This window comes from Arthrobacter sp. 10N44_2, from assembly GCF_056394385.1.
In genome coordinates this window covers 594,552-607,385 of record NZ_JBFTHT010000001.1, presented here as the reverse complement: position 1 = coordinate 607,385, position 12,834 = coordinate 594,552, and the positions used below count along the sequence as shown (strand labels likewise).

The window sequence follows — 12,834 nt, the reverse complement described above, 5'->3', positions numbered from 1 at the left end:
CACCCCGATCCGGGCAGAGGCTTCCTTGACCGACACCCCCTGCCGGACCAGGGAGAAAAACTCATCCTTCAGCGCATCGGGCGCCCGATAACCACTCGGCATCGCAACCTCCAAAACCAGAATGTTGCAACGACCGTATGACTTTGCGCGTGCCGGAAGGGCGGTAAGTGACCCCGCGATGCTTTGTTCAGGGGTGCTGCGGCTGATTAGTCCACCGGTTAGTCCACCGGGCTGTAGCGGGCGAGGTCCGCGGCGTTGGTCGCCGCGCTCATCAGCAGTGCCGCCGCCAGCATGTGAGCGCCGACGAGCAGCGCCGGGATGCCGTTGTAGTACTGCGTGAAGCCGATTGCGGCCTGCAGCACCGTGACGCCCAGGAGCATGAACACCGCGGAGCGGAACGGCCCCCGAATCCGCCCGCGGACCACAAGGACCAACGCGAACAGCGCGCCAGCGGTCACCAGGTAGGCGGGCACGGCGTGGATGTGCGCGAACAGGTCCCAGTCGAGGTCGTTGCGCGGGGCGTTCGCGTCCCCGGCATGCGGACCGGCGCCGGTCACCACCACACCGAGGCAGACCGCGACGGCGGAGAGGACCGCGACGGCGGTCATCACCGGGCGGGCAACGCCCGGCAGGGCGGGAAGCTGCACGGTCCGGGCCTTGCCCGTGCGGCCGTACGCCCGGTTCACCAGAAGGGTCGCCAGGACCACGAGGGCCATGGACACGAGGAAGTGCAGGCCTACGACCCATGGGTTCAGCTGGGTCAGCACCGTGATGCCGCCGATGACGGCCTGGGCCGGGATGCTGGCGAGCAGGCCGAGGGCCAGCAGGAAGAGGTCGCGGCGCTCCTTGCGGAGGTTCCACAGATAGACCAGCATCATCACGGCGACGGCCGCCAGCGCAAACGTCAGGAGCCGGTTGCCGAATTCGATGATTCCGTGCATCCCCATTTCCGGGGTGGTCGTCAGGGATCCCTCCGTGCAGCGCGGCCACGTGGGGCAGCCAAGGCCCGAGGCCGTCAGGCGGACGGCACCTCCGGTCACCACCAGGACGATCTGGCCAATGAGGGACAGCACGGCCAGCCGCCTGATCGTCTTATCGACGCGGACTGGCAGCCGGGAGGTGATTCCGGAGACAATCCGGGGAGTTCGTGACGCCGTGCTCACAGTTTTCTCAATTCCACTTAAACCAACGGGTTGCTGCGCCGCCGGCGATCGCCGTCCAGAGCAGCAGGACAAGAACGGCGGCACCATTGACGCTGCCGTACAGGAAAGCATCCCTCAGCGCCTGGCCCAGCGCGCCGGAGGGGAGGAAATGCACCACAGCCTGGGCCAGCGCCGGGAGCCGTTCGGCCGGAATCACGATTCCGCCCAGCGCGCCGAGCAGGATCCAGAGCAGGTTGGTGATGGCCAGGGTCGCCTCCGGCCGGACCGTCCCGGCGACCAGCAGCCCGAGTGCCGTGAAGGCGGCGGCGCCGAGGATCAGGATGGCCAGCCCGGGCAGCCAGCCCGCGGGATTGGGCTGCCAGCCCAGCAGCACGGCCACCGCGGTCACGATGAGCACCTGCAGGAACAGCACCGCCAGGACGGCCAGGACCTTCCCCGCAATCAGGCCGGTGCGGCCCAGGGGTGTCGTGGAAAGAAAGCGCAGGACGCCGTAGCGGCGGTCGAAGCCGGTGGAGATGCCCTGCCCGGTGAAGGCCGTGGACATGGCGCACAGGGCCAGGATGCCGGGGACGGCGACATTGATGCGGCTCGAACCGAGCCCGTCCAGCAGCGGCGTCACGGTCAGCCCGACCATGGCCAGCAGCGGCAGCACGATCGCGAGGATCAGCTGCTCGCCGTTCCTGAGCATGGTGACTGTTTCGTACTGCCCCTGCAGCAGGATGCGGCGCAGCAGGGAAGCGGGCGCGCTGCCATGCGCGGCGGGGGGCGCGCCGGCACGGCGTGCGCTCTCCAGCGGGGCACCACCTGTTACGCGGTTCATCGGATCTCCCTTCCGGAGATGTCCAGGAAGACGTCCTCGAGGCTGCGCGCTTCAAGGCTCAGGGAGCTGGGCATGATTCCGCGCTGGGCCCACCACGCGGTGATCGCGGCGAGGTCGGCGGGGGTCAGGGCTCCGGTCACGGCGTAACTGCCGGCCCGCGCCTCGGTGACGTCGACGCCGTCGGGCAGCACGCCGGCGAAGTCCAGGCCTGGTTCGGTTTCGAACAACAAGGTGCGTATGTGCTGCGACGCGTCGCCCGCCGGGAGCTGGTGGCGCAGGAGCTGGGCGACGGTGCCCTCGGCGACGTTGCGGCCGGCGTCGATGATGTAGACGTAGTCCGCCAGCCGCTGGGCGTCGTCCATCAGGTGCGTCGTCAGGATGATGCCCATGCCGCTGTTCCGCAGTTCGGAGATGAGATCGAAGACCATTTGGCGGGACTGCGGGTCGAGGCCCGCGCTGGGCTCGTCGAGGAACAGGACCTCCGGATTGCCGACCAGCGCCGCGGCCAGGGCGAGGCGCTGTTTCTGCCCGCCGGACAGGCGCCGCACGTTGGTGCGGCCGAAGGAGTCGATGCCCAGGCGGCCGATGAGTTCATCCACCGGCCACGGGTCCTGGTACATGCCGGCGATGTGCCGCAGCAGGGGGATGGGCCGGGCCGACGGCGGCAGGCCGCCGTCCTGCAGCATCACGCCCACCCGGGCGCGGAGGCCCGCGCCGGCCGAATCCGGATCGTGGCCGAGTAGGCTGATGGCGCCGGCGGTGCGCTTTTGCAGCCCCTGGGCGCATTCGATGGTGGTGGTCTTGCCCGCGCCATTGGCGCCGAGCAGGGCCGTGACTTGGCCGCGTTCGGCGATGAGGGAAAGGCCGCTGACCACGCGCAGCATCTTGCCGTCGAGGGTGGGCAGTGGACCAACATCCTTGACAAGCCCGCTGATGGTCAGAACGGGGGATTCGGGAGATCGCACCACAGCATTCTACGCGATGTAGTACGTCGGCTCCCCGGAGGGGGCGTCCCGCAGGCAAGCCATGCCTTACTGGAATGCCGGACTAAATTACGACATGATTGTGTTGTGTATTCCATGAGCCCCCTTGTGTCCGGAGCCGCTGTGTCTGGAGCAGCTGTGTCCGGAGGCCCTGTGTCCGGAGCCGCTGCGTCCGCAGTCCCGTCCGGGCGCGGCGCCGCGCGCGTCCGGCCTGCCCGGGTACACGTGGCGGCCGTTCCGGACGCCGTTCCCGCGGCTGCCGGCACCCACACGCACGACGCCGAAGAGCGCACGCGTGACCGCGTCCTGAACGCGGTGCTGGAGCACGGACCCATCAGCGCGGCCGAACTCGGCGACCTCCTGGGCTTCACTCCGGCCGCCGTGCGCCGCCACCTGGACCACCTCGCGCGCACCGGAGTGATTGAGGTCAAGCGGGTTGCCCGCGCCGGTGCCGGCGCCGGACGGCCCGCCCGCCGCTACGTCCTGAGCTCCCAGGGCCAGTCGAACCTGGGCAACGACTACCTCGACATCGCCTCCGTGGCGCTGCGCCGGCTCGGCGAGGCGGCCGGCCCCGAGGCCGTGCGGCAGTTCGCCGTCGAGCGGTTCGCCGACATGGAGCGCCGCTACGCACCGGAGATCGAGCAGGCCGGACCGGACATCACGGCCCGCGCCCAGGCTCTCTCCGCGGCGCTGAGCCGCGACGGGTTCGTCGCCTCGGCGCAGTCGATCGAAGCCAAGGCCCCGCTCCCGGCGGCGCTCTCCAGCGTCCAGCTCTGCCAGGGGCACTGCCCCATCCAGCACCTGGCTGCCCAGTTCCCCGTGTTCTGCGACGTGGAGACCGAAGTGTTCTCCCGGCTGGTCGGCGTCGATGTGCGCCGGCTGTCCACCCTGGCGCGCGGCGGGCACGTCTGCACCACCCACATACCTACGGGCCGTCCGGCCGCCGTCGGGACTCCCAGTCCCGCTGCACCGGTCAACCCGGACGAAGTATCCAACCATCTCCAAGAAAGGCCGTGATGACGGACCAACTATCAGAGAAGAAGGTTGCTGACTCTACTGTGATTTCGGAGATTCTGGAAAAGAATCCCGAGCTCCACGGAATTGGCACCTATGAGTACGGCTGGGCCGACAAGAACGACGTCGGGGCCAACGCCCGCCGCGGCATCAATGAGGACGTTGTTCGCGATATTTCGGCCAAGAAGAACGAGCCGGAATGGATGCTCGACCTCCGGCTCAAGGGCCTGAAGTACTTCGACCGCAAGCCCATGCCCACCTGGGGCGCGGACCTGTCCGGCATCGACTTCGACAACATCAAGTACTTCGTGCGCTCCACCGAGAAGCAGGCCGCCACCTGGGAGGACCTGCCCGAGGACATCCGGAACACCTACGAGAAGCTGGGCATCCCGGAAGCCGAGCGCAGCCGCCTCGTCTCCGGCGTCGCCGCCCAGTACGAGTCTGAAGTGGTCTACCACCAGATCCGCGAGGACCTGGAAGCCCAGGGCGTCATCTTCCTGGACACCGACACCGCGCTGCGCGAACACCCGGAAATCTTCCAGGAGTACTTCGGCACCATCATCCCGGTGGGCGATAACAAGTTCGCGTCGCTGAACACGGCCGTCTGGTCCGGCGGTTCCTTCGTGTACGTGCCCAAGGGCGTCCACGTGGACATCCCGCTGCAGGCCTACTTCCGCATCAACACGGAAAACATGGGCCAGTTCGAGCGCACGCTGATCATCGCCGACGAGGACTCCTACGTCCACTACATCGAAGGCTGCACCGCGCCGATCTACACCTCGGACTCGCTGCACTCCGCCGTCGTGGAAATCATCGTGAAGAAGGGCGCCCGCGTCCGCTACACGACCATCCAGAACTGGTCTACCAATGTGTACAACCTGGTCACCAAGCGCGCCATCTGCGAAGAGGGCGCCACCATGGAGTGGATCGATGGCAACATCGGCTCCAAGGTCACCATGAAGTACCCGGCCGTCTACCTCGTGGGCGAAGGCGCCAAGGGCGAGACCCTGTCCATCGCGTTCGCCGGCGAAGGCCAGCACCAGGACACCGGCTCCAAGATGGTCCACATCGCGCCCAACACCAAGAGCTCGATCATCTCCAAGTCCGTGGCCCGCGGCGGCGGCCGTGCTGCCTACCGCGGCCTGGTCCAGGTCCGCGAAGGCGCCAAGCACTCGGCCAACACGGTCCGCTGCGACGCCCTCCTGGTGGACACCATCAGCCGGTCGGATACCTACCCGTACATCGACATCCGCGAGGACGACGTCACGATGGGCCACGAGGCCACGGTCTCGCGGGTCAGCGAAGAGCAGCTGTTCTACCTGATGTCCCGCGGCATGCGCGAAGACGAGGCCATGGCGATGATCGTCCGCGGCTTCATCGAGCCGATTGCCCGCGAACTGCCGATGGAATACGCCCTCGAGCTGAACCGACTGATTGAACTGCAGATGGAAGGATCGGTCGGTTAATGACTGACATCACTACTGAAAAGGCCCGCATCGGCGCGCCCTCAGCCCAGCCGTTCATCAACGGCTTCACCGAGGAAGGCGAAAGCCTCTCACCGCTGAACGCCGCGGAGTCCAAGGCGCCGCTGGCCGGCGAAGCCGTCAAGCGCCACTCGCACGGCGGCGGCGTCGGCGTACCGGACAGCTCACGCGCCGGCCGCCTGACCTCCTACAAGCTGGCGGACTTCAAACCGCTGACCGGCATGGAGGAGGACTGGCGCTTCACCCCGCTCAAGCGCCTCCGCGGCCTGCACACCGAGGTCCTCACCGGTGCGGCGCCGGCCGTGAGCGTCACCGCTCCGGACAGCGTCAGGGTCGAGACCGTCGGCCGTGACGACCGCCGGATCGGCTCCGCCGCCATCCCCGAGGACCGCGTCTCCGCGAACGCCTGGGAGAACTTCGCCGAGGCCACCGTCATCACGGTCCCGTCCGAGGTCGAGGTGGAGGGCGAGGTCAGCGTGCTGCTGACCGGCCAGGGCACCGAAGCTTCCGCGCAGCACGTCGTGATCGTCGCGGAAAAGTTCTCCAAGTCCGTCGTCGTCCTGGACCACCAGGGCACCGCCGTCGTCTCGGAAAACATCGAAATCCTCGTTGAGGACGGCGCGCAGCTGACCGTCATCTCGCTCCAGGAATGGAACGACGACGCCGTCCACGCCTCCTCCCAGCAGGCGAAGCTCGGCCGCGACGCGAAGTTCAAGCACATCGTCGTCAGCCTCGGCGGCGACCTCGTGCGGGTCACGCCTTCGGCACGCTTCACCGCCCCGGGCGCCGAAGTGGAACTGTTCGGCCTGTACTTCGCCGACGCCGGCCAGCACCTCGAGCAGCGCCTGTTCGTAGACCACGCCGTGGCCAACTGCAAGTCCAACGTCCTATACAAGGGCGCCCTGCAGGGCCGCAACGCGCACACCGTGTGGGTCGGTGACGTTCTGATCCGCAAGGAAGCAGAAGGCACCGACACCTACGAGGCCAACCGCAACCTGGTCCTGACCGACGGTGCCCGCGCCGATTCCGTGCCGAACCTTGAGATTGAGACCGGCCTGATCGCCGGCGCCGGCCACGCCAGCGCCACCGGACGATTCGATGATCAGCACCTGTTCTACCTGATGGCCCGTGGCATCCCGGAAGAGGTGGCCCGCCGCCTGGTGGTCCGCGGGTTCCTGAACGAGATCATCCAGAAGATCAACGTTCCGGCCATCGAAGAGCGCCTCACGGAAGCCGTCGAGCGCGAACTCGCGGCGACCAACCACTAGTGCGCAGCACCAGAGAACACGGACGACATCAATGACTGAACAGCCAAAGGGCGAGCTAGTCTGCAACGCCAGCGAGATCCAACTCAAGCAGGCGCTGCGGATCCTGATCGACGACTACCCGGTAGCGATCGTGAAGGACTCGATGGGGGAGATCCACGCCATCGGCGACACCTGCTCGCACGCGGACATTTCGCTCTCCGAAGGAGAAGTCGAAGGCTGCAAGATCGAGTGCTGGGGCCACGGCTCCCAGTTCGACCTGCGCAGCGGCGAGCCGCTCCAGCTGCCGGCCTATGATCCCGTTCCCGTGTTTGCCGTGACCGTCCTGGATGACGAGGTCTACGTGGACTTCACCAACGTCCTGAACGGCGCCGAGGCTCCCAACTTCAGCTAGCTGCCTGCAGCCGGCAACCCGCACAAGAAAACTTATCGCCAAGAAAACGCACAGTGCCGAGGGCACGGTGCAGAGGAGAACAAGACACATGTCGACTCTTGAGATCAAGGACCTGCACGTCAGCATTGACACCGAGCAGGGCACCAAGGAAATCCTGAAGGGCGTCAGCCTGACCATCAGGACCGGCGAGACGCACGCCATCATGGGCCCCAACGGCTCCGGCAAGTCCACGCTGGCGTCCACCATCGCCGGGCACCCGCGCTACAACGTCACCTCCGGCACGATCACCCTCGACGGTGAAGACGTCCTCGCCATGAGCGTCGACGAGCGCGCCCGCGCCGGCCTGTTCCTCGCCATGCAGTACCCCGTCGAGGTCCCGGGCGTGAGCATGACCAACTTCCTGCGCACCGCCAAGACCGCGATCGACGGCGAAGCCCCCAAGCTGCGCACGTGGACCAAGGACGTCAAGGCCGCCATGGCGCAGCTGCGCATCGACGCCGACTTCACCCAGCGCAACGTCAACGAAGGCTTCTCCGGCGGCGAGAAGAAGCGCGTCGAGATCCTCCAGCTCGAGCTCTTCAAGCCGAAGTTCGCCATCCTCGACGAGACCGACTCCGGCCTGGACGTCGACGCGCTCAAGGTTGTCTCCGAGGGCGTCAACCGCGCCCACGGCGAAGGCAACATGGGCACCCTGCTCATCACGCACTACACCCGGATCCTGCGCTACATCAAGCCGGACTTCGTGCACGTGTTCGTCGATGGCCAGGTTGTGGAAGAGGGCGGCCCGGAGCTCGCCGACCGCCTCGAAGACGAAGGCTACGACCGCTACGCCACCGGCGCAGGGGCGGCCACCATCGCTGCCGCCTCGGCTGCAGCCCAGGCGTAGTTAGGACTCCGCAATGACCGAACTCAATGTGGCCCGCACGGGCCTCGAGGATGTCGAAGAGGCGCTCAAGGATGTGATCGACCCGGAACTCGGGGTGAACATCGTTGATCTGGGCCTGCTGTACGGTCTGAAGTACTCGGACGACGACGGCGCCCTGCTGATCGACATGACCCTCACCACCGCCGCCTGCCCGCTCACCGACGTGATCGAGGAGCAGGTCGGCAAGGCCCTGGACGGGATCGTCGACGACTGGCGGCTCAACTGGGTGTGGATGCCGCCATGGGGTCCGGAACGGATCACCGAGGACGGCCGCGACCAGATGCGCGCCCTGGGCTTCAACATCTAGGTCCCCACCGCCTCCCTAATTACGCCGACGGCGGCCCCACCTCATTGAGGCGGGGCCGCCGTCGTCATTTCGTCCCGGCGTTCCCGCCGCCGTTCCCATATCGTCCCGGCGGTGGTCTGATAAAGACAACGGGTCCACACGCTTCGGGCCGGGCACGCCGTCGAACAGGAGGCACACGGGAATGGATGCCACGCCACCGCCGCGGCCCTCCGATGCCGGCAAGGACTTCGTGGTGGTCGAGGACAGCGGCGAGTTCTCCTACTACCGGTCCCGGGAAGCCCTGCTGGCCGACTTCGAATATGTCGGCGAAGCTCCGTGCATCATGGACCGCAGCGCCACTACCTACCGGCTGGAGCTGGACGAGAACCGCCACCTGCGCATGGGACCGCCCCTGGGATCGGTGGAGTTCCACTGGCTGCGCCAGGCCCTCGCCGAGGCGCGTGACGTGCATCCCGAGTCCCTCCGGCTGCAACGGGTTGACCCCGTCGGGCTCGCCGGGCTCGTGGCCGGACTGTTCGAGACGCTGCAGCTGGAACGCGGAACAGATGCTGAGCTGGGACTTTGGAGCCTGGACATCGACGGTCTGGCGACGCGGCGCAATGCGCTGGCCGACGTCGACCGCCTCCTGGCCGGAAACGACCGGCTGGAATCGGTCCTCGTGACCGACCCCTTCGGGCACCAATACCGGCCCGTGTGGCACGCAAAGCACCGGCACCTGGGCCACGCCGGATTCCTCAGCTACGTCGAGGTCCCGATCCGGCGCCGGCAGCGCGGGTGAGGCCTCGGGTTTAGGCCCGAGAGTTGGGCCGAAGGGTTGGGGCCAGGGGGCTGGGGCCAGGGGGTGGGGCTAAGGCGTTGCCACCGCGAACGTGTCGCACTTGTTGATGTCCCCGGTGGTGTACCCCTGGTAGAACCACTTCTGCCGCTGGGCACTTGAGCCATGGGTCCATGCCTCCGGTGAGACGCGGCCCGTGGCGGCCTTCTGGATGCGGTCATCACCGACGGCGGAGGCCGCCGACAGGGCGTCCTTCACGTCCTGGTCAGTGAAGGGGTCGAGATAGGGCTGGCCGGTCTTGGGATCCGCCTGCGTCGTTGCATAGTGGGCCCACAGCCCTGCGTAGCAGTCGGCCTGGAGCTCAACCCGGACACCCCCGGAGCCGGGGCCCTGCGGATCCTGTTGCGCCCGGTCGAGGTCGCCAAGCAGGTTCTGGACGTGGTGGCCGAATTCGTGGGCCACCACATATTCCTGCGCCAGGGGACCGCCTGAGGAGCCAAACCGGTCCACCAGCTCCTGGAAGAAGCCGGGATCGAAGTACGCCGTGGTGTCCACGGGGCAGTAGAACGGCCCCACGTCCGAGGTGGCGGCGCCGCAGCCGGTGTTGGTTCCGCCGGTGAAGATCACGGCCTTCGGCCGCGGGTACTTGGTGTTGTACTGCGACAGATAGGCCGGCCAGAAGGCGTTCAGGCTGTTCACCGTGCCGGTGATCCTGCAGTCGAGGCGGGCGTCGGCGTCAGCGCCGGTCTGGCAGGCGGGGGCAGAGCCCTGGCTCTGCGACTGGGGCTCCTGGACGGTGCCGGCCAGACCCTCGAGAAGCTGGGGGTTGATGCCAAAGAGGGCTGCCAGCAGCAGGATGATGCCGCCGCCGATCCCGCCGCCGATCATCGGGCCGCGGCCCATCCCGCGACGGTCCTGGACTTGTGACGGGTCCAGCGGGGCGTTGTCGTTAAAGCTCATGGAGTCACAATATCCCGCACACGCAGCCGCGGCGCCCGGCAACGCTAAAGTTGGTTCGATGCCTTTTCTCGACAGACTCCAGCGCTGGGCCGATGACCGTCCCGACGAGACAGCCGTCGTCGTGTCCGGAGAGCACCTCAGCTGGTCTGCCCTGCGGGACAACGCGGCGGCCCTGGTGCCCTCGGCGCCGGCCATCACTGTGCTGTCCGAACAAAATTCAACCCACTTCGCCATAGCGTTCGCCGCGGCCGTGGCTGGTGAGCGGCAGTGCGCCGTGTTGGACCCGGCCTGGCCCCAGCAACTCCAGGACGGCATCACCGCCCGCATCGCCGGGTCGGAAACGGGTCCGGCGCGTGCAGTTCCCGGGCCGGACCCGTTCTTGGTCGACGGGCCGCCGGAGACCTCGTTCCTGGTCGGCCTGACGTCCGGCACCACCTCGGTGCCCAAGGCGTTCACCCGCTCGCGGCGGTCCTGGCAGGAATCCTTCGAGGCCTCCATCGAATTCTTCGCACTGACGCAGGACGACAAGTCCCTGGCTCCCGGGCCGCTCGCGGCAAGCCTGAACCTCTATGCCCTCGCCGAATGCCTGTATGCCGGCGCCGAGTTCCACAGCCTGGACCACTTCGACGTCGGTGCCGCCCACGCGGCCGTCAGCCACGACGGCATTACCCGCCTGGTCCTGGTGCCCACCATGCTCCGGCTGCTCAGCGAGCGGGGCCTTACCGGCGGTGTCGATGCCTCCGGCATCCGCAGCATCATCTGCGCCGGTTCCAAGCTGGACGCCCGGACGCTGGAGGCGGCCCGGCGCTGGGCCCCCAACGCGACCATTTTCGAGTACTACGGCGCCTCCGAGCTCAGCTTCGTCTCGGGCGCCGGGTTGCGCCCGGGCGAGCCCGTCGAGCCGGGCGGGACCGGCATCGGGAAGCCCTTTCCCGGCGTCGAAATCCGCATCCTCGGCGACGACGGCGCCGAACTCCCGGACGGCAGCGACGGCAACATCTGCGTCCGCAGCGGCATGGTCAGCAACGGCTACCTGTGGGGTGACGACGGCCAGGCGCTGCGCTGTTTCGACGGCTGGTACACCGTGGGGGACCAGGGCTACCTCTCCGACGGGACCCTGCACATGCTGGGCCGCCGCTCCGACATGATCATCACCGCCGGCACCAACGTCTACCCGCATGAGGTCGAGATGGCGCTGGCCTCCGTCCCGGGCGTCGCGGCGGCCGTGGCGGCCGGCATGCTTGACGATCTTCGCGGCCAGCGCGTCGTGGCCGGCGTCGTGCCCTCGCACGGGGCGGTCACCGCCACCCAGCTGCGGTCCGGGATCGACGATGTGCTGGCCCGGAACAAGCGCCCCCTGGAGTACTTCGTGCTGACTGAGCTGCCCCTGACGGACCGCGGCAAAATCAGCCGGCAGCTGCTGCTGGACTGGGTGGCCCGGAACGATCCCAGGATCCGGCGTCTTGACTGAGCCGCGCGCGGGCAGCGGGCCGGCAGCACCCGGGCGGCCGACCCGCGGGACGTCGTTCCCCGGGCGGTCTGTTCCCGGGCTGTCTTTCCCGGGGCTGCTGCCTGAGGACAGGCAGCCGGTGATCATCGCCGCGCGCCGGACGCCGCTGTGCCGGGCCAACGGGGCCCTGAAGAAGCTGCGCGCTCACGAACTCCTGGCTCCGGTGCTCCGCAGCCTGCTCGCCGATGCCGGCGCCGGCCCCGGCCGGCAATCCGTGACCGACGTCGTGATCGGCAACGCCGTGGGCGGCGGCGGGAACGTGGCCCGGCTCGCCGCGCTGGAGGCGGGCCTGCCGGTCACCGTCCCCGGCGTCACCGTGGACCGGCAATGCGGCTCGGGTCTGGACGCGATCGTCCTGGCCTCCCGGCTGGTCGCGGCGGGCGGCGGCGGCCTGTACCTCGCGGGCGGCGTCGAGAGCATCAGCACGGCTCCGCTCCGCGCCCACCGCAACGACGACGGCAGCCCGGACTTCTACAGCCGGGCCCAGTTCGTGCCGCTGAGCTTCGGCGACCCCGACATGGGCGTGGCGGCCGAAAACGTCGCAGCCCGCTTCGGCATCAGCCGGAAACGCCAGGACGCCTTCGCGCTCCGCAGCCACCAACGCGCCCTGGCAGCCGCGGCCGCCGGGACGTTCGACGCCGAAATCGTGCCCCTCGCCGCCGGCTCCGGGGGGTCCGCGGCAGCCGACGACGGTCCGCGGCCGAGTCTTGGCCCGGCCCTGATGGCCCGTTTCCCGCCTGTATTTGCCAGCGGCGGCACGGTCACGGCCGGTAACTCCTGTTTCGACGCCGACGGTGCCGCCGCCGTCCTCGTCACGTCCATGGAGCGGGCCCGGCAGCTGGGCGCCGCCGACGGGCTGTTGGTCCTGGGAACCGACACTGCCGGGGTGGCGCCGCAGCTGCTGGGCATCGGAGCGGCCGCTGCGACCGAACGGCTCCTGGCGGCGCACGGACTGAGTGCTGCGGACGTGGGCCTGGTGGAATTCAACGAGGCCTTCGCGGCCCAGACGCTCGCGTGCTTTGACCAGTTGGGAATCGACCCGGACCAGGCCAACCTCGACGGCGGCGCCCTGGCCCTTGGTCACGCCTATGGAGCCTCGGGCGCGGTACTGGTCACCCGGCTGCTGTTCCAGGCCCGCAGGTCCCCGGAGCCGGGGCAGCTTTCCCTGGCGATGATCAGCATCGCAGGCGGCATGGGCACGGCCGCGCTGCTGGGGTACGCGCGCCTGACCTGA

At 68.3% G+C, this 12,834-nt stretch carries 13 protein-coding genes; 9 read left to right on the top strand and 4 right to left on the bottom strand.

Annotation, left to right across the window (positions count from 1 at the left end; genetic code table 11):
• Positions 1 to 218: 218 nt before the first annotated feature.
• The 3 genes from AC1DBX_RS02960 to AC1DBX_RS02950 are packed head-to-tail and all read right to left on the bottom strand — an operon-like array spanning position 219 to position 2,948.
• Positions 219 to 1,163 carry a COX15/CtaA family protein gene (locus AC1DBX_RS02960; protein ID WP_476855929.1) on the bottom strand — a complete coding sequence of 315 codons (945 nt, stop codon included), beginning with the start codon at positions 1,161 to 1,163 and terminating at the stop codon, positions 219 to 221.
• A gap of 7 nt (positions 1,164 to 1,170) precedes the next feature.
• Complete coding sequence (locus AC1DBX_RS02955) at positions 1,171 to 1,983, bottom strand: ABC transporter permease (RefSeq protein WP_230008147.1); 813 nt, start codon at positions 1,981 to 1,983, stop codon at positions 1,171 to 1,173.
• Positions 1,980 to 2,948, bottom strand: a complete 969-nt coding sequence (locus AC1DBX_RS02950) for an ABC transporter ATP-binding protein (RefSeq protein WP_476931038.1) — start codon at positions 2,946 to 2,948, stop codon at positions 1,980 to 1,982. The genes AC1DBX_RS02955 and AC1DBX_RS02950 overlap by 4 nt, the downstream gene beginning before the upstream one ends.
• 171 nt (positions 2,949 to 3,119) lie before the next feature.
• Between AC1DBX_RS02950 and AC1DBX_RS02945 the strand changes: the two genes are divergently transcribed.
• The 7 genes from AC1DBX_RS02945 to AC1DBX_RS02915 all read left to right on the top strand — a co-directional run bounded on the left by AC1DBX_RS02945 (position 3,120) and on the right by AC1DBX_RS02915 (position 9,133).
• On the top strand, positions 3,120 to 3,983 hold the full coding sequence (locus tag AC1DBX_RS02945) for a helix-turn-helix transcriptional regulator (RefSeq protein WP_476858598.1): 864 nt from the start codon (positions 3,120 to 3,122) through the stop codon (positions 3,981 to 3,983).
• The gene (gene sufB, locus AC1DBX_RS02940) at positions 3,983 to 5,446 is read left to right on the top strand and encodes a Fe-S cluster assembly protein SufB (protein WP_223917411.1); all 1,464 of its coding nucleotides are present in this window, start codon (positions 3,983 to 3,985) and stop codon (positions 5,444 to 5,446) included. The genes AC1DBX_RS02945 and sufB overlap by 1 nt, the downstream gene beginning before the upstream one ends.
• Complete coding sequence (gene sufD / locus AC1DBX_RS02935; protein ID WP_476855926.1) at positions 5,446 to 6,732, top strand: Fe-S cluster assembly protein SufD; 1,287 nt, start codon at positions 5,446 to 5,448, stop codon at positions 6,730 to 6,732. Before sufB ends, sufD begins: the two co-directional genes overlap by 1 nt.
• 31 nt (positions 6,733 to 6,763) lie before the next feature.
• Positions 6,764 to 7,123 (top strand): non-heme iron oxygenase ferredoxin subunit, encoded by a 360-nt coding sequence (locus tag AC1DBX_RS02930; RefSeq protein ID WP_223917407.1) that lies wholly within the window; start codon positions 6,764 to 6,766, stop codon positions 7,121 to 7,123.
• Positions 7,124 to 7,211: 88 nt separating this feature from the next.
• Positions 7,212 to 8,009 carry a Fe-S cluster assembly ATPase SufC gene (sufC, locus tag AC1DBX_RS02925; RefSeq protein ID WP_026537381.1) on the top strand — a complete coding sequence of 266 codons (798 nt, stop codon included), beginning with the start codon at positions 7,212 to 7,214 and terminating at the stop codon, positions 8,007 to 8,009.
• 13 nt (positions 8,010 to 8,022) lie between these two features.
• Positions 8,023 to 8,355, top strand: a complete 333-nt coding sequence (locus AC1DBX_RS02920; protein WP_018772973.1) for a metal-sulfur cluster assembly factor — start codon at positions 8,023 to 8,025, stop codon at positions 8,353 to 8,355.
• 181 nt (positions 8,356 to 8,536) lie between these two features.
• Positions 8,537 to 9,133 carry a hypothetical protein gene (locus AC1DBX_RS02915; protein WP_476849628.1) on the top strand — a complete coding sequence of 199 codons (597 nt, stop codon included), beginning with the start codon at positions 8,537 to 8,539 and terminating at the stop codon, positions 9,131 to 9,133.
• A 69-nt stretch (positions 9,134 to 9,202) separates the two neighbouring features.
• Here AC1DBX_RS02915 and ypfJ read toward each other — a convergent pair whose 3' ends face one another.
• Positions 9,203 to 10,090, bottom strand: coding sequence for a KPN_02809 family neutral zinc metallopeptidase (gene ypfJ, locus AC1DBX_RS02910; RefSeq protein ID WP_476849629.1), 888 nt, complete (start codon positions 10,088 to 10,090; stop codon positions 9,203 to 9,205).
• A 58-nt stretch (positions 10,091 to 10,148) separates the two neighbouring features.
• Here ypfJ and AC1DBX_RS02905 point away from each other — a divergent pair, with 58 nt between their 5' ends.
• Both AC1DBX_RS02905 and AC1DBX_RS02900 read left to right on the top strand, forming a co-directional pair.
• Entirely contained in the window at positions 10,149 to 11,561 is a 1,413-nt protein-coding gene (locus AC1DBX_RS02905) for a class I adenylate-forming enzyme family protein (protein ID WP_476872128.1), read from the top strand.
• A 118-nt stretch (positions 11,562 to 11,679) separates the two neighbouring features.
• Positions 11,680 to 12,834, top strand: a complete 1,155-nt coding sequence (locus AC1DBX_RS02900) for a thiolase family protein (protein ID WP_476931046.1) — start codon at positions 11,680 to 11,682, stop codon at positions 12,832 to 12,834.